This is a genomic window from Carboxylicivirga sediminis (assembly GCF_018156225.1).
In the GTDB taxonomy this organism is placed as follows: Bacteria; Bacteroidota; Bacteroidia; order Bacteroidales; family Marinilabiliaceae; genus Carboxylicivirga; species Carboxylicivirga sediminis.
This window is the reverse complement of the sequence record NZ_JAGTAR010000006.1, coordinates 96,251-115,994: the sequence shown is the minus strand read 5'-3', so window position 1 is coordinate 115,994 and position 19,744 is coordinate 96,251. Positions and strand designations below refer to the sequence as shown.

Below are 19,744 nucleotides of genomic sequence, written 5' to 3'. Positions count from 1 at the left end.
ATAGTTTTTAGAAACTTTTATATTGATTCAAGAATAAAATCAGTCATCATATTTTTTATTGGCCGATTTCTTTAAATGCACTATTTACAATGCTTTTTTGAGGATCAAAACGATTAAATTGTATATTTGATAAATCTGCAATGGTGAAAATTACATCTTCAAGGTTGTATTTTCTTTCTTCATTAATACATAAATCTGTCATCGTTCTTTTATATTTCTCCGATTGCCATATGATAAATGGAACCTTAAACATGGGGTCAGTTGCAGAACTTTCTGCGTGACGGGCTTCATTTATTGTTTCATATACATCTTCTCCATGATCCGAGAAATATAAAACAAATGATTTAGAATTGCTTTCGTTAACTAGATCGATAATGTGATTAATTATATAGTCGTTGTATAATACAGCATTGTCATATTCGTTAATTGTGTTGTGTGCCAGTTTATGGTTGAATTGAGTTTTGGGGGTTGTAGTAAACCTGTTAAATTCTTCAGGATATCGTTTTGAGTAGGCTGTATGTGTTCCCATTAGATGAACCATAATGAATTTTTTATCATTGGGTGCTTTTAATGCCATTTTTAAAGGTTCAAAAATTACACTATCAGGCCTAGCTTTATTTATCGCTCTTTCCATATTGGTATAAAAGCTATTGTTGCTAATTTTTGAAGTTAGTGTTACAGTGGTTTCATATTTGCCTATTGGGGCCTGGTTGGATATAAAGTATGTATAAAAGCCGGCACTATTAAAAAGTTGAATGAGGGAGCTATTATACATTTTAGCCGGATCGTCATAGTCCCCTAATGTTAAGGCTTTTGATAAGCTTCCAATAGTATAAGCGTGAGGAGATCTAACGTTTGTATAAATTTTGAGTTCGCTTATTTTGTTTTTAAGTAAGGGATTTGTCTGCCTATAGTATCCATAAAGCCCCATGTGTGTAGGAGTAGTTGATTCTCCAATAACAACAACATAGGTTTCTTGATACTTAGAGCTTTTGTGAACAACATCTTTGTAGTTTCCTGTTGAGGTAATTTCTAATCGTTCTAACATTCTCTTTTCTTGGATAAATATGTACATCCCATTTGTGGTAACATAAAATGCAAAATTGTTTCTTAATAATACACTGCCACAGATAGCAAAAAAAGAAGTTATTATCGTTATATATTTGAAAGTGTAAAAACTATTAAGCAATAATCTTATTCTTTTAAAATACTTGATAGTAATAATTGTGCCTAAAATAAGCCCAATAAAAAACAATAAAAGGACAGCTATGAGTTGTGGTTTTAAGTACATTGTGAGAAATTCCCATGACTCATTAATGTTTGATTCCCCCATTATGTATAGAGCAGACGTTGTCAATCTGGTATTGAAAATCAGGTAGTACGATAAATCAATAAATGCGGAGACATTATAAATGGTTTGAAAAATAATTAATAGCCCAACATAGATTGTTTTGTTATATATAAAACTTAATAAGCCGATGCAAGCCACTATGATACCTGTATAGACAATTATAATTTTTAGTCCAACAATACTGTCGGCACATGCAGCTAAAATAGAGATATACGGTATTAATAAACCAATTAGCCCTAGCGTAGTATGTTTTAATGCCTTAAGTTTCATTTCTATTTAAAAAAGATGTTATTGTAATATTAATGTTCCTTCCAATAATACTTGTGCACAATAAAAAGAACGAATAAGTTTATCAAATTCACAATGCAATAGGCAATCGTACAGCCTTCAATTCCAAAACCTTTTATAGCATAATAAGAAACTGCAAGAAGAAGTGTTCCGGCCAGAATTTCGGAAAAAATGTATGCCTTGGTTTTCTCTTTAGCAATCAGTAGAATTCTAAATAGCCAAGATGTAACAGCAAAAATATCACCAATAAGTTGCCATTTAATAATTTGTGATGATGCTTCAAAGCTATTGCTGAGGATTAATCTAATTATCACATCTCTAAATAAGTAAATTGATAATGAGGCTATTGATAGAAGGGGGATAAGTACCTTAAGTGAATCTCTAATTTCTTTTCTAATTTCTTTTGTTGAGATTGTTTTAGAGAACGCTGGTAAAAAGTAGTAGCTAAACGACAACATCGAAAGGTTGACATAACTTGAGCTGATCTTATATACGCCATCCCATATGCCTGCATCATGAAGTGAAAGGTTACTAATAATAATCCTCCTTATTAATATAACAACAAGTGGTGTTATTGCATTGGATACAATGGCCATTAGGGAATAATTACTTAATATTTTGAATATATCTTTATTTAAAACAAACTGAAGTTGTATTTGAAGTTTCTTAATGCCTTTTCGAAAGAGGATGTAAGCAATTAGTCCCTGCAATAACAGTGCCCATAATGCACCGAATAATCCCCATATATAAAGTGATGTTACAAAGATTATAAGGCCGCTTATTAGATATGAAATAGTAATAAAAAGATATAATCTGAGGTTTTGCAGTCCATTAGTTATTGATAATACAAAGTTAAATAAGGCAGTAGGAATTACATAAATAAATAGGCAAAGAATAACAAATCGGTATGAATCATTACCAAATAAGAAAATAGAAATAGCCTGATTGAAGAAGATGCCACTTAAACTGATGGTTAAAGATGCCACAATGATTATGACATATCCCGTGTTTAATATTTCTTTTTTTGAATTAAGAGTAGCTTTATCAGATAGCAGTTTAATTATTCCATTATAGATTCCACCATTGGCTAAATTAGCTGTGAGTTGCAAAAAGTTCTGCATTTGATTAACAATTGCCAAGCCAACCGGACCTAGAATGACAGCTACAATTTTTATACTTAGTAAGCCAATCAGAACTCGAATAATTATTTGAGAAGAATTCTTTATGGAGATTGATAAAAACGGGTTCTTATTTAGTAATTTAATCATGCATCAAATAACCTCAATGATATTAATCTGGATAGATCAACGTATTAAATACGAAAATAATATCATTTTCAATGTTTTTTTTCAATTACGAAATAAAGACTAACTTGATTGGACATAGATAGAGGTATTCAAGGTGAACACATATAATAATTTAAAGAATTCGTTCATTTTTATTTACTTTGCAGCAAAATTTCCAAATGCAAACAATAATATTCAATCAACAACAAAGCATTTTTAATCGCTTTATTGCAGAGATTCGTGACACTTCTATTCAGACCGATCCAATGCGTTTTCGTCGAAACATAGAGCGTATGGGAGAAATTATGGCCTATGAAATAAGCAAAGAATTCCCTCATGCAGCAAAGGATGTCACTACGCCTTTGGGTGTAGCTTCTGAAACGGTTATGACAGAGGAGCCGGTAATTGCGTCCATTTTACGAGCTGGCTTGCCATTACACCAGGGGCTGTTAAACTATTTTGATCGTGCCGAGAATGCATTTGTTTCGGCTTATCGTAAATACAATGAAAAGGGTGATTTTGATATTCACATTGAATACATCTCATCGCCTTCTTTAAATGATAAAATAGTGCTTCTGAGCGACCCAATGCTGGCTACAGGTACATCCATTGAATTAGCTTATAAAGCCTTGCTGCATAAAGGAAAGCCAAAGCATGTTCATATTGTTTCTTTAATTGCCAGCGAAGCAGGTGTTCAGTATGTACAGAACATGTTTAAAGATGAACCGGTAACTTTGTGGCTGGGGGCAGTAGATGAAGAACTGAACTCAAAGTCGTACATTGTACCAGGCATTGGTGATGCTGGTGATTTAGCATACGGCAGTAAAATCTAATTAAAGACGCTGTACAATTCCCTTATCCAGGCACTCATGCGTTAGTTGCGTAATGGTCTTTTTAAAAGTTGGATGCATAAAGTTTGACCAATAGTCCATTAAGGGCAGAAGCGTGAATTTTCGTTCGTGAAGCCTGGGATGTGGTACTTTTAGTTGGGCTAAGTCAATTTGCAGATCGTCAATAAATAAAATATCAATATCAATAAGCCGGGACTCATAATGGGTTCCGGTTTTTGTTTGTCGCCCCAGTTGTTGCTCAATAGATTGGGTAACGGTTAGTAGTTCAGTAGCTTCTATGGTAGAATGGAATTCAACCACCTGATTGATGAAGTTTTGGGAAGCCTCGAAGCCCCATGGTTCACTTTCGTAATATGCCGATTGAAGAATGGGATCGCCTAAACTATCAGAAAGCAGAGTCACGGCCTTTTTGCAGGCGGCTATTACATTGCCTTGATTGCCACCTAACAATAAAATTTGTCTATTCATGCTAAAATTTAACGCTTTAGAAACAAAAACCGACCAAATGGTTTAGTATATTTGTCGTCGAAATTTTGAGGTTTATTTGTAAGTTATTTTTAATACTTTTGTTAAAATACAGTTGAACGAATCAATTACAACTAAACTCAATTCTATCATTATGGTAAAATTTTTCAAATACATGTTTGCCACCTTCGCGGGTGGTATTGTCGCAGCATTTGTGCTGTTCATTTTCTTTATTGCTATGCTTTCAGGCTTAGCAGCTATGGGCGAAAAAGAAACAAAGATAAAGGAAAATACGATTCTTCTGTTGGATCTGAATGGACCTATTGTTGATCGGGTATCGGATGATCCTTTTGCCGATGCTTTTGCTTCATTAACAGGCGAGCCAACGCCGGAAGGTTTGAACCGTTTGCTTAGTAATATCGATAAAGCCAAACGCGATGACAATATCTCTGGTATTGTGCTTGAATCGGGCATGGTACAAGCTGGTTATGCCACTATTGAGGAGATACGAAATGCACTGATTGATTTTAAAACATCGGGCAAGTTCATATACAGCTTTTCACCAATTTATACTCAAAAGGCTTATTACCTGGCATCTGTAGCCGATAAAGTTTACCTTAATCCATCTGGCATGTTAGAGTTAAAAGGTATGTATGCCGAACGTACTTTTTTCAAGAAAGCATTGGAGAAGGTGGGTGTCGAGATTCAGGTGTTTAAGCATGGCAAATTTAAATCAGCCGTTGAGCCATTTTTGTTGGAAAAGATGAGTGAACCTGCACGTTTGCAAACAGAGGTTTACATTAATTCCATGTGGGATCATGTGAAAGCTGGTATTGCCGAAGCACGGGGGTTAACACCAGAGAAAGTATCAGCATTGGCGGATGAAATGCCCATGTTCAGGTCTGATGAGATGCTTATTGAGTCGGGTTTGATAGATGGCTCAAAATATAAGGATGAGGTAATTGATGAGCTCAAAGAAGTTATGGGCATTGATGAAACAAATGACCTGGAGGCTATTAAGAATAATAAGTATGCCAAAGTGTTTGTTTCAGAAGGTAAGGGCTTTATCAGACAAAAGATTGCCGTTATTTATGCCGAAGGCGATATCGATGGCACTTCATCAGATGGTATAAAATCAGATAAACTGTCAAAGACCATCCGTAAAGCACGTCGCGACAGCTCCATTAAAGCTATCGTGTTCAGGGTTAATTCTCCCGGTGGATCAGCACTTGGTTCCGAAATTATCTGGCGCGAGGTCAAATTAGCTCAGGAAACCAAGCCAGTCATCGTTTCAATGGGTAACTATGCAGCATCAGGTGGATACTATATCTCGTGTGCGGCTGACAAGATTGTGGCTAACCCAACTACTCTTACTGGTTCAATAGGTATTTTCGGTATGATACCAAATGCTGAAGAGTTAACCAATAAGCTGGGTGTTAGCTTTGATGGAGTAAAAACCAATAAGTTTGCTGATATGCCAAGTATAACAAGACCTTTCCGTAAAGATGAGAAGGAGTTGTTGCAGGCATATATTGTTAAAGGTTACGATACATTTATTGGCCGATGTGCCGATGGTCGTAATACCACAAAAGAAGCCATTGATGAGATTGGTCAGGGACGTGTGTGGAGTGGTGTTAATGCGCTGGATATTGACCTTGTGGATGAAATCGGTGGTATTAGTAAGGCCATTGAGTTAGCTAAAGATGCTGCTGACTTGGAAGAATACAGGGTGGTTGAATTACCAGAGGTGGAAGATCCTATACAGCAGCTAATGAAGGATTTGACTGGCGAAGCTCGCATGTTTGTTGGTAAGTCGTTAATGGGTGATGAATATAAATATATCCAAACGCTCGAAAATTTAAAGAATGGTTATCAGATTCAGGCGCGTATACCTTATAATCTGGAAATAAAATAAGTTTAAAATATTGAATTAGGCAGGTTGCCCAATGGGTGACCTGTTTTTTTGTCAAAACGAAAATAGTATCCATGAGGCTCCGGAAATTACTTTATCCCTTTAGCATTGTTTACGGCGGAATTACTACGCTCCGAAACAGGCTTTTTGATGCCGGGGTACTTAGCTCACAGAGTTATGAGCTACCAATTATTTCCGTTGGGAATATTACGGTTGGTGGAACAGGCAAGACACCGCTTACTGAGTATCTCATCCGATTGCTCAATGATGAGTATATGCTCTGTCTATTAAGTCGCGGTTATAAGCGCCAAACCAAAGGTGCCATATTGGCTCAGCCAGATTGCACTGCAGAAACAATTGGTGATGAGCCGTTTCAGATATTGAAGAAATTTCCGGGCATTAATGTGGTGGTGGCAGAGAAGCGTATTGAAGGCATGGAACTTATTTTGAGTGGTACCAAAACAGATTTGGTACTGATGGATGATGCCTATCAGCATCGCTATGTCAAGCCTGGCTTTTCCATTCTGGTCATTGATTATAATCGGCCATTATGGAAAGATTGTCCTTTTCCGGCAGGCAATTTAAGAGAAACATCTAAAGGGCAGTCGCGTGCCGATATCATTGTAGTAAACAAATGTCCTGATGATTTGTCTGCAGACGATAAAGCATATTGGTTAAGTAAGTTAAAGGCCACAAATGATCAGCAGGTGTTTTTTACGACTATTCGATATGGACAACCACAAATGATAGGCGAATTGGAGAAGTCTCCCGTATTGCCGGTCGGTGAGATGGTAGCTCTTGCCGGTATCGCCCAGCCATTTGGTTTTTTTAATCATGTCGATAAATCATTTAGGGTGGTTGAAAAAATGATCTACCCCGATCATCATCATTTTTCATCAGTAGATATTGAGCAGATAGCTACAAAGCTTAAACAAGCTGGAAGGAGCTTAATAACTACCGAAAAAGACGCAGTGCGCTTGAAAGGCCTGGTAGATAATTTACCAGCGAAATGCTGGTTTGTACCCATTGAATTGGAGATACTTTTTAATGAAGAAAAACAATTTGAAAATAGAATACGCAACTATGTTAGAAACCATTCAAATAACAGCTGATTACTTAGCTTCGCAGAGTAATATCAAGCCTGTGATTGGCATCATACTGGGAACCGGTTTAGGTGGTTTGGTGCAGGAGATTAATATTGAGAAATCAATTCCTTATGAAGATATTCCTAACTTTCCGGTATCAACTGTAGAGGGACACAGCGGACGCCTTATTTTTGGTACCATTAATAATGTGCCCATATTAGCTATGCAAGGTCGTTTTCACTATTACGAAGGCTACAACATGCAGGAGGTGACATTCCCCGTTCGTGTTATGAAGCAAATGGGTATTAACACATTGTTTGTTTCAAATGCAAGTGGTGGACTAAATCCTGATTATGTGGTAGGTGATATCATGGTGATTAACGACCACATTAATATGTTTGGCGACAATCCGCTTATTGGTAAAAACAATAATAAGTTGGGGCCTCGCTTTCCTGACATGAGTGAGCCGTACAGTAAGGCGTATGTTAAAGAAGCACTTAAAATAGGTAAGGAGAATGGGATCGATCTGAAAGAAGGAGTTTATGTAGGTACTACAGGTCCAACTTTTGAAACGCCGGCAGAATATAAGATGTTCCGGGTTTTAGGTGCCGATGCGGTTGGTATGTCTACTGTACCTGAAGTGATCGTGGCTCGTCATATGGAAATGAAATGTTTTGGTATCTCTATTATTACCGATTCGGGCGTGCCTGGACAGATTGTTGAGGTGTCGCACGAAGAAGTGCAGGAGGTAGCTGCAGCAGCAGAACCAAAAATGACAAAAGTTATTAAGGAGCTGGTAAGCAGGGTGTAATGATATATAGGATTGACTAACCTTTTTCTTATGATAGAGGTTAGTCTTTATTTACTTTTTTTGATATACACCAAAAACAAAATCAGATGGATGATTTTTTAGATAATCATCCTCCACTGCGATCAGTTTGTCTAAAACTGATTTAGTTTCATCACTTTCTTCAATAAAATTATGAGCAATATCTTTGAGTACGCTCATAAGTATATTGCCACCATATGGTCGTTCATCTATTATTTTAAAATGCTTATGGATTGCAGGCATTATATTGTATGAATCTACGCATTCGGATGGATCGGCCATAAACATTCTTACAAGGCCAGAGCCTGAAAAGCTATTTTTGTAAAGTGAAGTATTAAGTCTTCGTCTTAATCTCTTAGGGATTAATTTTATTGCTTGGTTTATCGTATTTATTTGCTCCCTGGGGAATTGTAGTCTATTGGCACCAACGAATTCATTTATCAAAAGAATGCCGTCTTGCGGCAAAAGTGGAAGTATTGTATTGCTCAATAAAGAATTGACCTTTTTAAAATGATGGAGCGAAGCATTGAACATTACAATATCGAATTGCTTTTTAGACAAATCAAGATGAGCTAGATTGGCACAAATAAACTCAATATTTGTAAGGTTTTTCTTCGATGCTTTTTTTTGTGCAAGTTCAATATTAAAAGGAGATAAGTCAACACATGTTATCATCTTAAAATTTCTGTAGCCTGCAAATCTTATCTCATGTTCACAACTACCGCTGCCAATAGAAAGTAACTTAAGATTTGATCGTTTACCCAGTACTGAGTTTACAAAGTAGGCTTCATACCCCTGAGTTTCGTTTCCTGAAATTCTTTTATTCCAGTGCTTTTGAATATATGGTATATCCCACCAGTTTGAACTGAATTGAGCCGATTTATCAAAAGCTGATATGGTTCGTGATGTTTCGGAGAATGAAAGTTTTGATAGAAGAAAACGATAACCTCTTTGTTTACCTTTTAGGAATAGGTCCCGTGCATCTTCTAATGTAAAAAGACGTACCATGAAAAGATAGGTTTATAAGTAGTTTTTGACTATAATTAGTATATATTTAATTAACTCTGATAAGCTTTCACATTCTCCAACGCCTCTTTGATGGATATAAAAGCCATTGGGTAAACCTCTTGCAGCTTACTGATGGAGTACTTTGATTGGTTTTGTGATGTGCGCGCCGTTTCTTTGGTCATTTTAGGAGCTCTGCGAAAAAGCATGTATTGCAGTCGTTCCCAGCGCCAGACAATCCCTGTTAGCCATCGATTAGCTTTAATAGTTGGGGCTTTTACTCCAAACACTTCGGCTGCTGTTGTCATCAATTTTTTGTAGCTCAGGTTCTCACCATTGATGATGAAACGTTCATTGACCACTTCTGATTCAGCAAGAGTAACCATAGCCTTGGTTACATCCCTTACATCAACAAATCCTGAACCTCCACCGGTGTAGAATAGCATGTTTTTACTTAAGGTATGAATGAGCTGACCAGAACTTTTATCGATTGGGCACGGGCCAAGTATAACTGATGGGTTGACAACAAGTGCCTTCAGACCTTCCTTTGTACCACGCCATACTTCCATCTCGGCCCTGAATTTGCTTTGTGAGTATACAGAGTGGTTATCGTCATTTTGCCAGAAAGTAGTTTCATCTATCTGTTGACCGTTTTGTGTTTTGCCTAGTGTGGCTATTGAACTGACATGACAAAAACGGTTGATGCCACTTTCAATGGAGGCATTTACCAGGTTAGCCGTTCCGTCAACATTGGCCGTAAACATAGTCATCCTGTCACTTGGTTTAAACGACACCATGGCTGCACAATGAAATACTTTATCAACACCTTTTAAAGCATCCAGTAATGAGAAGTAATCCAGTAAATCGGCCTCAGCCCATTGTATAAGATGCAAATGCTTGTTGTTGTAAAACCTGAATAGATCTCTCACATAATCCAGAGATTGCTCAGAACGGTATATAGCCCGAACCTTATTGCCTTCCTGAGTGAGTGTATGAAGTAAATGCGCGCCAACAAGGCCTGTGCCACCGGTAACAAGTATCATAGTGTGTGTTTACCAAATAAATTGGATGGTTTGTTTTAGGTCAGGGTGCACGCTAAGTGGAACGGGGCTAGTGCCAGCGACACTCTCAATAAGTGCTTTTTGCTGCTCGCTGTAATCTTTCTGCGGGAATCGGAATTCCATTACAACTTCAGCGACACGACGAGGATTTTCTGCCATTACCTTAGTGATATCCAATTCAGTTCCTTCAATATCAATGTCATTGTCCATGGCCTTAATGCCCATAATGGTTAAAATACAATTTCCCAGGGCTGTTGCAAGCATATCCGTCGGGGAGAATGACTGCCCTTTGCCGCGATTGTCGCATGGCGCATCGGTAATGATTTTTGCTCCCGATTGAAGGTGTGTATTTTCGGTACGTAATCCGCCCAGGTATTTTGTTTTTATAGTGGTCATGATTGCTTCAGTATTAAAGGTTGATGATTGTCACTGCCGATTTACTTATTATGCCCCGAAAAATACGAATAATATCTGTATTTTAGCGGTTCAGATAATCAGATAGTTTCTAACAAAAACAGCTTAAAAATGTTTTCAGGTATTGTTGAAGAAGCCGCTGTTGTAGTGGGCTTAGAGCAAGATAAAGGAAATCTTCATTTAACATTGGAGTGCTCATTTACCGATGAGCTTAAAATTGACCAGAGTATTGCACATAATGGGGTGTGCTTAACCGTGGTTAAAAAAGAAGGTAAAACCTACACTGTAACTGCCATTAAAGAGACCTTGGAGAAATCGAACCTTGGACTGCTAAAAATTGGTGATAAGGTAAACCTGGAACGTAGCATGATTATGAACGGTCGTTTGGATGGACACATTGTTCAGGGGCATGTTGATCAGACTGCTAAATGTATTGAGGTGAAAGAAGCCGATGGCAGCTGGTATTATACCTTCCAATATGTGATTGATAAAGAGAAAGCGGCACAGGGGTATATGACTGTTGAAAAAGGCTCAGTTACCGTTAATGGAGTTAGCTTAACAGTTGTTAATAGCAAGGATGACCAGTTTTCGGTAGCAATTATTCCGTATACGCACGAATTTACCAACTTCCACCAGCTAGAAGTTGGCTCAACCATCAATATTGAGTTTGATATACTTGGAAAATATATTAGCCGTATAATGGCTATTCAGAATAAGTAGTCTTTCTGACTTTAAAATAGTAGGAACGCATCTTTATCGACACTATGTTAATAAAGATGTGATCCTTTTTAGTCTATTGTATTATAGTTGTTTAATAACTGATTTAAACAGCTTAACCAATCCTTTTTCTGCTTCAGCTGCCACATCCAGTATTTCCTGCAAACTCACCGGATGCAGATTATCCGGATCGCATTCATCGGTCAGTACCGATACCGCAGCACAAGGCAAATTCATATGATTGGCAACTATTACTTCTGGCACCGTTGACATGCCAACCGCATCGCCACCAATAATTTTGATATAACGGTATTCTGCTCGTGTCTCGAGGTTAGGACCCGGTACCGATGCATAAACGCCCTTATGGAGCTCTACATCTTCTTTTTTTGCGGCTGTTATCATCAGTTCATTGATACGCTTGTTATAGGGTTGACTCATGTCTGGAAATCTGGGGCCTAATTCGTTGATGTTTTTACCGGTCAGGGGATTCTCAGGAAGCAGGTTAATGTGGTCATCCAACAACATTAATGTGCCTTTTTTGTAGTTGAGGTTGACGGCGCCCGCAGCATTGGAGATAAGCAATTGCTGAATGCCCAAAAGCTTCATCACCCTCACAGGAAGTGTAATTTGCTGCATGTTGTAACCTTCGTAATAGTGGAAACGCCCCTGCATAGCCAGTACTTTTTTGCCTTCCAGTTCGCCATATATTAGCTTGCCCTTATGTGACTCTACTGTTGATATCGGGAAATTTGGTATGCTGGCGTAGTCTATTTCCTGGATAATGTTCAGGTGTTTAACTAATCCACCCAAGCCAGTGCCGAGTATTATACCCACTTGTGGGGCTTCAATGCCTTTTGCTTTTATAAACTCTGCTGTTTCTTGTATGTGCTGATAGGTAATATCCATGATTTATTTGTTTTGTTCAAAGGTAAAGTGGCATCGCTTAATGTTCAAACGAAATTAATGAAGATTAATCAATGCTTAGTCAGAAGTGCTTTAAGGTAGTCATCAAATATGGCTGATGCTGTTTTGTTTGGCAAATTATTGATATTCCTTAGGTAATGCTGAATAGCCTTTTGCCAGGCATTACTACCATCTCTGTGAATCATGAAATAATCGAATGCCTGGTAGCCAATCTCCTTTAAATCGATCCCAAACCATTGGTACAGCTGGTGGTAGCTGTGGGGTGACAGGTGTGTCAGACTAATTTCATCATACCAACGATCCAGCTCATCTGTTTCAACAATAGGTGATTGGGTGCCATTTGTTGCAATTAATGGTGCGATGGCCTGCCAGTCTGGTTGATAGCTATCATTAGAAAAACAGGTCTTAAGCAAATCAACGAAACTGATATTGGAATGTGTTTTTAGAAGATAAAGTGTAAGCTGCCAAAAGTAAATGGCATAATCTGTCCATACAATACTTCCTTTGGTATGAAGTTGTTGTCCGTTTTTAAAAGGATAGTCATTGTTACTAAATAGCTGAGTAAGCATTGGCAGACTTGAGTTGGCTTTGTTACGCTTTTCAGGAATCAGCAGATGAGGTGCATTGTTTCGTATAAGGTTGACTAAAGCAATTTGTTCCATAGCTGCTTTTTTGCAAGGTAATGTGGGCTGATCAATCGGCCAGATGAGGTAGTATTTGTGGTTCTGTTCCAAATATTTATTTAGTTGTGTAGGTAATAATAAAGTATATTTTTTAGTTTTAAGATGAGAAGCCTTAAACTTCTATCCAAATTTAGTTATTCATTTTAGCAGTTATAATGATGAATGAACTTTATTTTGGTCTTCAACCTTTTAAAAAGAAATAAATCTAATCAGATGAAAAACCTGAAATTTACCATTGTTGCATTGTTTGCAGTACTGTCACTCAACTTTTTGTCTTGTAGTGATGATGACTCACCCAAGCCTGATCCGAATCCTGTGCCTGTTGAGGTGCAGAATATTAATGGGTTTGTTTATGAGTATATGAAAGCCTACTACTATTGGGAGGATAAAATACCTAATATTGATTATAAACGTGAGCCAGATACGTACGACTTGTTTGAGAAATGTACGTATCGAGCCGAAGATAGATGGTCTTTTCTTACTGATGACTATCAAGGACTAATTGACATGTTAGGTGGGGTAAGTAAATCCACCGGCTATGGGTACCGGCTATATTACAGGGATGAAAACACCTCAAATGAAGTGATTGGTTTTATAGAATATGTTGAGCCAGGCTCGCCGGGTGCTGAAGCGGGCTTAAAGCGCGGTGATATTTTCTATAAGATAGATGATAAAGTGATCACCGATCAAAACTATCAGGATTTGATATACCGTGATAATTTTAAACTAACTCTGGGTACATTAAATAATGACTTAACGATTACTGAAAGGTCACCTTCAATAAATATTGAAGCGGTGGTATGGCAGAGTAATCCTATATTGTATTCAGATGTGATAGAGTATGAGGGGCATAAAATCGGTTACCTCGTATATACATCTTTTATTGATGATTACAATGATGAACTTCAGACTGTTTTTGCAGAATTTAAAGCGCAGGGTGTGGATAACTTAGTACTCGATTTGCGCTATAATAGTGGTGGAGCAGTGTCATCGGCTATCTTAATGAGTAGTATGATAGCCCCTTCGGGTAAGGCCGGAGAGGTATTGTTACGAACAAGCTATAATCCCGCATTGACCAGCTATTTGCAGGGGGAATATGGTGATGATTTTAATATTGACCGATTGCAGCAGAACGTTAGCAATCTTAATTTATCTAAGATGTATGTGCTTACTACCTACAAAACAGCTTCGGCTAGTGAAATGGTGATTTATGGATTAGAACCACATCTTGACGAGGTTATTCAGATTGGAGAGCAAACACATGGTAAATACTATGGTTCCATTACCATCTCCGATCCTGATGAGAAGCATAATTGGGCCATACAACCAATTGTCATGCGAGCTGAGAATATTGATAACTCAATTGATTATACACAGGGATTACTACCTGATGTACCAAAGAAAGACTTTAAGGTAGCCTTTCAGGGGCAGGAAATTTATCCTTTGGGGGATATCAATGAAGATTTCCTGGCAGCGGCATTAACAGATATCACAGGTGTTGCGCCACAGGGAGCTGTTTTAAAAGCAGCCAGAGAGATAGATGTTAGGCCGCTTAATGCCGAGGCGAGTCTGGCTCATCCTCTTAAATACGACATGCAATATGAGCTGAAGAAATAGTAGCATTATGGTTAAGGTTTCAGCGCAGAAACCTTAACCATTGTTTTCTTTTATCTTCTTAAAGAGTTTCGAAGCGAAAATAAAATCCTCCAGCTCCTTGTTCTGCACATGGAAAATATCATCTTTCGTCCCTTCCCATAGCTTGCGCCCTTCGTATATAAAAATGATGTTTTCACCAATTCCCATCACCGAATTCATATCATGGGTATTCACAATGGTTGTCATATCAAACTCCTTTGTGATTTCGTGAATCAGCTCATCAATAACAATGGACGTACGGGGGTCAAGGCCGGAGTTAGGTTCATCGCAAAACAGGTATTTAGGATTCAATGCTATGGCACGGGCAATAGCTACACGTTTCTGCATACCACCACTTATCTCTGAAGGGAACTTATGATTGGCATTCTCGAGCTTTACGCGATTGATACAGAAGTTGGCTCGTTCGCGCTTCTTCTCAAGATTCCAATCGGTAAACATATCAAGCGGGAAGCGTACATTCTCTTCTACCGTAAGTGAATCAAACAGGGCTGACCCCTGAAACAGCATCCCGATGTCCTGACGCAGCCTTTTCTTACTGGCGTTGTCCATGGATAGAAAACTATTATCATCGTACCGGATATCGCCTGAAGTAATATCATGCAATCCAACCAGGGATTTGAGTAATACGGTTTTTCCTGAACCACTCTGACCAATTATCAGGTTAGTTTTCCCTTTTTCAAATTTGGTCGATATACCTTTAAGTACCTCTTTGTCGTCAAATGATTTGTGTATGTCAATTGCTTCAATCATGCCAATAAAAGTTGTGTTAAGATGAGGTTAAACAGCAGAATCTGAACACTGCTGGCAACTACTGCCTTTGTACTGGCTTTACCTACTTCAAGTGCACCACCTTGCACATGGTAGCCCCAGTAGGCCGATATGGTGGCGATTATAAATGCAAATACAACTGATTTAATGAGAGCATAAACAATGTAAAATGGTTGGAAAGCAAATTGAATACCATATATATAGTCGGGGCCGGGTACTTCACCAGTAAGTGAACCGGCCAGATATCCACCTGTAATCCCAACGCCCATGCTGATAACCGTTAAGGCAGGAATAATAAATACAAAGGCCACCACCTTTGGTAATATCAGGTAGCCGGCCGGGTTAATGCCCATTATTTCCAGGGCATCAATTTGTTCGGTAACCCGCATGGTACCAATCTCAGAAGCAATGTTTGAACCAACTTTGCCTGCCAATATTAATCCAACAATGGTAGATGAAAATTCCAGTAGGATAGAGTCACGTGCTGCTAAGCCCACAGTGTATTTGGGGATGATTGGTAAATCAATATTATAAGCAGTTTGTAAGGTGATAACAGCACCCATAAATGCTGATATAATCATCACAATGCCCAGAGAGTCGATGCCCAGCTTATCTATCTCGCGTACAATCTGTTTGACAAAAACAGAGTGCTTTTCTGGTTTTCCAAAGACTTTTTTTAAAAAGATAGCGTAACGGCCAAGGTGGTAAAACATTCTCATGGTGGTATGGAAAATAGTCCGTAATTTAGAGAGATAAAAGTAATAATATTCCATCAACTCAAGAAAGAATACGACTAGAGTATTTGTAAATAAACACATCCATGAGTAACGATACATACTGCGTGATAATGGCAGGAGGTGTTGGTCGAAGATTCTGGCCGCTCAGCACTACCCAAACTCCCAAACAGTTTTTAGACATTCTTGGAACAGGAAAATCGCTTCTTCAGCAGACCTTTGAGCGTTTTAAGCCGCTTTGTCCCATCGAAAATATTTTGGTGGTCACCAACCTGGATTATAAACAGATGGTACTTGAACAATTACCCGAATTAAAGGCTGAACAGGTGTTGGCAGAACCGATGCGGCGGAATACGGCACCATGTGTTGCATTGGCCAATGCCGTGATTAAAAAGAAGAATCCCGATGCAAAGGTGGTAGTGACCCCATCGGACCATTTGATAATGAATGAAGAGTTGTTCAGGACAAATATCACTAACGGCTTACAGTTTGTTGAAGAGAAGAATGTGTTGTTAACCTTGGGTTTGAAACCAAACCGTCCAGAAACAGCCTATGGTTATGTTCAGGTTGGCTCAGCCAAAGGTTTGCCCGATGGCTTTAACAGGGTGAAAACTTTTACTGAGAAACCCAATCTGGAGATGGCCAGGATATTGGTGGAAAGTGGTGAGTTCTTCTGGAATTCAGGGATATTTATCTGGTCACTTGGTAGTATCGAGAATGCTTTTCATAAGCATTTGCGCGAAGTGGCTGTGTTATTCGATACTTTTTACCCATATATTGGGACCGAACAGGAGGAAAAAGCCTTGTTTGATACCTATGTTGATTGCCGGAATATTTCGATTGACTACGGTGTGATGGAAAAAGCCAGCAATGTTTATGTGCAAATAGTTGATTTTGGTTGGTCCGATTTGGGAACCTGGACTTCATTACATGAGAATTCGGCTCAAAATTCAGCCAATAATGCTGTACTGAGCGGAAAGGTGCTGCTTTACGATACAAAAGATAGTATTGTGCATTTACCCAAAGGAAAGGTTGGGGTTATTCAAGGTTTGGAAGGTTACATCATTGTACAGTCAGATAGCTCACTTTTAATTTGCCCAAAAGAGAATGAGCAACAGATTCGTCAGTTTACCACCGACCTGAAAACCGAACTCGATTCTGAAGGGTGAATAAACTCAAAGAGCTGACTGTTTCGTTAAAACCTTAATTTGATGGAGGTGTCAGGGGTACAGACACCTCTTTTTATTTCTTTTTAAATAAGTCTTTCATCTTTTGTAACACGCTTTTGTGGTCGGTCTTCTTGCGCTCTTCTCTTTGTGCCTTGCGTTCCTCCTGTTTTTTTAGCTTAACAGAGTCTGGTCGGCTAAAACTGTCGAACAGGCTATCGAAGAAGTTGGTATCCGGATCTTGCTCTGAGAAATCGTCGCACATGAGTTGTTTTTGCAGGCGTGCGGGCACCACATAAAACGAGCCTTTGTGATATTGATAGCGACTTCGGTCTTTCTCTAGACGCTGCATAAAGCGGGCAAAAATTGGTAAGGCCATATGTCCGCCGCTTCCCAATGCAGTGGAACGAAAGCGTATTGATGGTTGATCGTTGCCCACCCAGACACCGGCAACGATGTTTGGCGTATAGCCAATAAACCAGCCATCGGAATTGTCTTGTGTGGTTCCTGTCTTACCCGCGAGTTCGCTTTTCAGGTGGAAAATATTTCTCAACGAACCGGCTGTGCCTCGCTCAACAACGCCGCGCATCATCTCAACCATGTAATACGCTACGTCATCATCGTAAACTTCGTCACCCGGAATATTACCTTCATTTTCATACAGCACGTTTCCGTCTCTGTCTTCTATGCGCAATAGCATAACAGGTTCAACCGGCCGGCCATAGTTCGGAAAAGTGGTGTAGGCCGATACCATATCAAGCAGTGAAAGTTCGGCTGTGCCAAGTGCTATTGACGGATAATTGGGGATGTCTTCTTTAATACCCATATCTTCCGCCATATTAATCACCTTATTAATACCAATTTGTGTAATTAACTTGGCACTAACGGTGTTAACAGAGTTGGCCAGTCCTCCTTTTACAGAGAAGAAGCCATCGTGTTGTCCATTGCTATTGGCGGGCGACCAATCGTCGTAATCTTCATACACAACCTGTTCGTTAGAGATAAAGTCACAAGGAGACACACCATCTTGCAAAGCAGCTGCATATACTATCGGTTTGAAGGTAGAGCCTACAGGTCGGCGAGAGGTGACATGGTCGTATTGGAACGTTTTGTGGTCGATACCACCTACCCAGGTTAATACATGTCCATTGCGGGGATTCATGGCGACAAAACCTGTGTTTAATAGCATCAGGTAATGTTTGACGGAATCAACAGGACTCATGTTCACCTTTTTTTCTCCGGCATGGGTATAAATGGTCATGGGCACTGATTTTTCCATGGCTTTAAAAATGGCCTCATCACTGTGCCCGGCATCTTTCATCTTCTGATAACGGCGCGACTGACGCAGCGCATTGGTATAAACCTGTGGATGTCTGGCCCAGGCTGTTTGTCCTTTCCAATGCCGGTTAAATTCATCCTGCAGACGAGTCATTTGCTGGGCCACAGCTTGTTCTGCATAGAGCTGGAGTTGTGCATCAATAGTGGTATATATCTTTAGCCCATCAGAGTATATGTCGTACTCATCACCATATTGGTCTTCCAGAATATCCTGCGCTTGTACACGTATTTTCTCTCTGAAATAAGGAGCAATACCTGTGTTGTGATCAATTCTTTTGTAGTTCAGCTCAATCTTACTCTGGCTCCACTTCAGGTATTCGTTCTCCGAAATGGAACCATGCTCTTTCATGCGTTTCAGTACAATGTTGCGTCGATCAAAACTGCGCTCTGGGTTAAGGCGCGGGTTATAAGCTGTGTTAGCAGCCAGCATCCCTACCAATGTAGCAGCTTCGGCGGGGTTCAGATGAAGTGACTTCTTGCCAAAGAAGCGTTGAGAGGCCACCTCTATGCCGTAAATGTCTTCACCAAAAGGTACAGTATTCAGATATAGCATCAATATCTCATCTTTCGAATATATTTTCTCAAGACGGGCTGCTGTAAATATCTCTTTTGTCTTTCCAACCGGTAGCGTGAGAAACCCAAGGTGCATACGCGGGTACAGGTTTTTTGCCAACTGCTGGCTGATGGTACTTCCTCCACCCTGGGCACGGTCGCCAAATATAATTGAGCGCACAACTACACGGCCCAGGCTGATAAAATCAAGACCGTTATGCTCGAAAAAACGGCTGTCCTCGGTAGCAACAAGAGCTTCTTTTATATAGGGTGATACTTCATCGTTATCTATTGTAAGGCGGTGCTCAATGTAATAGCGGCCCATCAGTTTTTCATCAATGGAGTAGACCTCAGATGCGGAATGGTTCTGTATTTTTGATAGCTCTTTCTCGGAAGGTAAGGCTCCAAATAAACCCAAATACACAAACAGGCAGAAGATAAAGAAGGCTGCAATTCCTATGCTTGCTGCTTTAAGGCTAAATATTAGCAGACGTTTCTTAAAACTTCTATTTTTAAGAGTCTTATTATTGGCCTTTGCAGTTCTCTTTGTGGGCGACTTCTTTTTATATGTTGTTTTTTTAGCTGCCATGTAGCTTGTGTGTTTTATTAAGCGGCGGTAAAATTAGTGAATAACGACGAGTTAATAGTTTGCTTAAAAA

General features: G+C 39.2%; 18 protein-coding genes. 7 read left to right on the top strand and 11 right to left on the bottom strand.

Annotated elements, in window-relative coordinates:
• Positions 1 to 55 precede the first annotated feature (55 nt).
• Both KDU71_RS05790 and KDU71_RS05785 read right to left on the bottom strand, forming a co-directional pair.
• Positions 56 to 1,621 carry a sulfatase-like hydrolase/transferase gene (locus KDU71_RS05790; RefSeq protein ID WP_212188968.1) on the bottom strand — a complete coding sequence of 522 codons (1,566 nt, stop codon included), beginning with the start codon at positions 1,619 to 1,621 and terminating at the stop codon, positions 56 to 58.
• A 29-nt stretch (positions 1,622 to 1,650) separates the two neighbouring features.
• Positions 1,651 to 2,907, bottom strand: a complete 1,257-nt coding sequence (locus KDU71_RS05785; RefSeq protein WP_212188967.1) for an O-antigen translocase — start codon at positions 2,905 to 2,907, stop codon at positions 1,651 to 1,653.
• Positions 2,908 to 3,104: 197 nt separating this feature from the next.
• Here KDU71_RS05785 and upp point away from each other — a divergent pair, with 197 nt between their 5' ends.
• Complete coding sequence (gene upp / locus KDU71_RS05780) at positions 3,105 to 3,758, top strand: uracil phosphoribosyltransferase (RefSeq protein WP_212188966.1); 654 nt, start codon at positions 3,105 to 3,107, stop codon at positions 3,756 to 3,758.
• Here the strand turns inward: upp and folK are convergent, their stop codons facing one another.
• Positions 3,759 to 4,244, bottom strand: a complete 486-nt coding sequence (gene folK / locus KDU71_RS05775) for a 2-amino-4-hydroxy-6-hydroxymethyldihydropteridine diphosphokinase (protein ID WP_212188965.1) — start codon at positions 4,242 to 4,244, stop codon at positions 3,759 to 3,761.
• Between the two features lie 151 nt (positions 4,245 to 4,395).
• Here folK and sppA point away from each other — a divergent pair, with 151 nt between their 5' ends.
• The 3 genes from sppA to KDU71_RS05760 all read left to right on the top strand — a co-directional run bounded on the left by sppA (position 4,396) and on the right by KDU71_RS05760 (position 8,049).
• Complete coding sequence (gene sppA, locus KDU71_RS05770; protein WP_212188964.1) at positions 4,396 to 6,156, top strand: signal peptide peptidase SppA; 1,761 nt, start codon at positions 4,396 to 4,398, stop codon at positions 6,154 to 6,156.
• A gap of 71 nt (positions 6,157 to 6,227) precedes the next feature.
• Positions 6,228 to 7,265: a tetraacyldisaccharide 4'-kinase gene (gene lpxK / locus KDU71_RS05765; protein ID WP_212188963.1), complete on the top strand. Its 1,038-nt coding sequence runs from the start codon at positions 6,228 to 6,230 to the stop codon at positions 7,263 to 7,265.
• Positions 7,237 to 8,049: a purine-nucleoside phosphorylase gene (locus KDU71_RS05760; protein ID WP_212188962.1), complete on the top strand. Its 813-nt coding sequence runs from the start codon at positions 7,237 to 7,239 to the stop codon at positions 8,047 to 8,049. The genes lpxK and KDU71_RS05760 overlap by 29 nt, the downstream gene beginning before the upstream one ends.
• Positions 8,050 to 8,100: 51 nt before the next feature.
• Here KDU71_RS05760 and KDU71_RS05755 read toward each other — a convergent pair whose 3' ends face one another.
• The 3 genes from KDU71_RS05755 to KDU71_RS05745 are packed head-to-tail and all read right to left on the bottom strand — an operon-like array spanning position 8,101 to position 10,529.
• Positions 8,101 to 9,075, bottom strand: a complete 975-nt coding sequence (locus tag KDU71_RS05755; RefSeq protein WP_212188961.1) for a class I SAM-dependent methyltransferase — start codon at positions 9,073 to 9,075, stop codon at positions 8,101 to 8,103.
• Positions 9,076 to 9,125: 50 nt separating this feature from the next.
• A complete protein-coding gene (locus KDU71_RS05750; protein WP_212188960.1) occupies positions 9,126 to 10,115 on the bottom strand; it encodes an NAD-dependent epimerase/dehydratase family protein in 990 nt (329 codons plus the stop codon).
• Positions 10,116 to 10,124: 9 nt separating this feature from the next.
• The gene (locus KDU71_RS05745) at positions 10,125 to 10,529 is read right to left on the bottom strand and encodes an OsmC family protein (protein ID WP_244828225.1); all 405 of its coding nucleotides are present in this window, start codon (positions 10,527 to 10,529) and stop codon (positions 10,125 to 10,127) included.
• Between the two features lie 129 nt (positions 10,530 to 10,658).
• Between KDU71_RS05745 and KDU71_RS05740 the strand changes: the two genes are divergently transcribed.
• Positions 10,659 to 11,267 (top strand): riboflavin synthase, encoded by a 609-nt coding sequence (locus KDU71_RS05740; RefSeq protein ID WP_212188959.1) that lies wholly within the window; start codon positions 10,659 to 10,661, stop codon positions 11,265 to 11,267.
• An 81-nt stretch (positions 11,268 to 11,348) separates the two neighbouring features.
• On the opposite strand, the gene KDU71_RS05735 is transcribed toward KDU71_RS05740, so the two are convergent.
• Together KDU71_RS05735 and KDU71_RS05730 are read right to left on the bottom strand one after the other, a co-directional pair.
• Complete coding sequence (locus KDU71_RS05735) at positions 11,349 to 12,170, bottom strand: purine-nucleoside phosphorylase (protein ID WP_212188958.1); 822 nt, start codon at positions 12,168 to 12,170, stop codon at positions 11,349 to 11,351.
• 68 nt (positions 12,171 to 12,238) lie between these two features.
• Positions 12,239 to 12,850 (bottom strand): hypothetical protein, encoded by a 612-nt coding sequence (locus KDU71_RS05730; protein ID WP_212188957.1) that lies wholly within the window; start codon positions 12,848 to 12,850, stop codon positions 12,239 to 12,241.
• Positions 12,851 to 13,084: 234 nt separating this feature from the next.
• Here KDU71_RS05730 and KDU71_RS05725 point away from each other — a divergent pair, with 234 nt between their 5' ends.
• Positions 13,085 to 14,488: a S41 family peptidase gene (locus KDU71_RS05725; protein WP_212188956.1), complete on the top strand. Its 1,404-nt coding sequence runs from the start codon at positions 13,085 to 13,087 to the stop codon at positions 14,486 to 14,488.
• A gap of 33 nt (positions 14,489 to 14,521) precedes the next feature.
• Here the strand turns inward: KDU71_RS05725 and KDU71_RS05720 are convergent, their stop codons facing one another.
• Both KDU71_RS05720 and KDU71_RS05715 read right to left on the bottom strand, forming a co-directional pair.
• The gene (locus tag KDU71_RS05720) at positions 14,522 to 15,277 is read right to left on the bottom strand and encodes an ABC transporter ATP-binding protein (protein WP_212188955.1); all 756 of its coding nucleotides are present in this window, start codon (positions 15,275 to 15,277) and stop codon (positions 14,522 to 14,524) included.
• Entirely contained in the window at positions 15,274 to 16,008 is a 735-nt protein-coding gene (locus tag KDU71_RS05715; protein ID WP_244828223.1) for an MlaE family ABC transporter permease, read from the bottom strand. Before KDU71_RS05715 ends, KDU71_RS05720 begins: the two co-directional genes overlap by 4 nt.
• Before the next feature lie 107 nt (positions 16,009 to 16,115).
• On the opposite strand from KDU71_RS05715, the gene KDU71_RS05710 reads away from it, so the two are divergent.
• Complete coding sequence (locus KDU71_RS05710) at positions 16,116 to 17,198, top strand: mannose-1-phosphate guanylyltransferase (RefSeq protein ID WP_212188953.1); 1,083 nt, start codon at positions 16,116 to 16,118, stop codon at positions 17,196 to 17,198.
• A gap of 73 nt (positions 17,199 to 17,271) precedes the next feature.
• On the opposite strand, the gene KDU71_RS05705 is transcribed toward KDU71_RS05710, so the two are convergent.
• The gene (locus KDU71_RS05705) at positions 17,272 to 19,674 is read right to left on the bottom strand and encodes a penicillin-binding protein 1A (RefSeq protein WP_212188952.1); all 2,403 of its coding nucleotides are present in this window, start codon (positions 19,672 to 19,674) and stop codon (positions 17,272 to 17,274) included.
• Positions 19,675 to 19,744: the final 70 nt, after the last annotated feature.

Excerpts from the sequence above, each read along its gene's own strand:
- KDU71_RS05790 (WP_212188968.1), bottom strand. The coding sequence starts at position 1,621 with ATGAAACTTAAGGCATTAAAACATACTACGCTAGGGCTAATTGGTTTA.
- KDU71_RS05785 (WP_212188967.1), bottom strand. The coding sequence starts at position 2,907 with ATGATTAAATTACTAAATAAGAACCCGTTTTTATCAATCTCCATAAAG.
- upp (WP_212188966.1), top strand. The coding sequence starts at position 3,105 with ATGCAAACAATAATATTCAATCAACAACAAAGCATTTTTAATCGCTTT.
- folK (WP_212188965.1), bottom strand. The coding sequence starts at position 4,244 with ATGAATAGACAAATTTTATTGTTAGGTGGCAATCAAGGCAATGTAATA.
- sppA (WP_212188964.1), top strand. The coding sequence starts at position 4,396 with ATGGTAAAATTTTTCAAATACATGTTTGCCACCTTCGCGGGTGGTATT.
- lpxK (WP_212188963.1), top strand. The coding sequence starts at position 6,228 with ATGAGGCTCCGGAAATTACTTTATCCCTTTAGCATTGTTTACGGCGGA.
- KDU71_RS05760 (WP_212188962.1), top strand. The coding sequence starts at position 7,237 with ATGTTAGAAACCATTCAAATAACAGCTGATTACTTAGCTTCGCAGAGT.
- KDU71_RS05755 (WP_212188961.1), bottom strand. The coding sequence starts at position 9,075 with ATGGTACGTCTTTTTACATTAGAAGATGCACGGGACCTATTCCTAAAA.
- KDU71_RS05750 (WP_212188960.1), bottom strand. The coding sequence starts at position 10,115 with ATGATACTTGTTACCGGTGGCACAGGCCTTGTTGGCGCGCATTTACTT.
- KDU71_RS05745 (WP_244828225.1), bottom strand. The coding sequence starts at position 10,529 with ATGACCACTATAAAAACAAAATACCTGGGCGGATTACGTACCGAAAAT.
- KDU71_RS05740 (WP_212188959.1), top strand. The coding sequence starts at position 10,659 with ATGTTTTCAGGTATTGTTGAAGAAGCCGCTGTTGTAGTGGGCTTAGAG.
- KDU71_RS05735 (WP_212188958.1), bottom strand. The coding sequence starts at position 12,170 with ATGGATATTACCTATCAGCACATACAAGAAACAGCAGAGTTTATAAAA.
- KDU71_RS05730 (WP_212188957.1), bottom strand. The coding sequence starts at position 12,850 with ATGGAACAAATTGCTTTAGTCAACCTTATACGAAACAATGCACCTCAT.
- KDU71_RS05725 (WP_212188956.1), top strand. The coding sequence starts at position 13,085 with ATGAAAAACCTGAAATTTACCATTGTTGCATTGTTTGCAGTACTGTCA.
- KDU71_RS05720 (WP_212188955.1), bottom strand. The coding sequence starts at position 15,277 with ATGATTGAAGCAATTGACATACACAAATCATTTGACGACAAAGAGGTA.
- KDU71_RS05715 (WP_244828223.1), bottom strand. The coding sequence starts at position 16,008 with ATGTTTTACCACCTTGGCCGTTACGCTATCTTTTTAAAAAAAGTCTTT.
- KDU71_RS05710 (WP_212188953.1), top strand. The coding sequence starts at position 16,116 with ATGAGTAACGATACATACTGCGTGATAATGGCAGGAGGTGTTGGTCGA.
- KDU71_RS05705 (WP_212188952.1), bottom strand. The coding sequence starts at position 19,674 with ATGGCAGCTAAAAAAACAACATATAAAAAGAAGTCGCCCACAAAGAGA.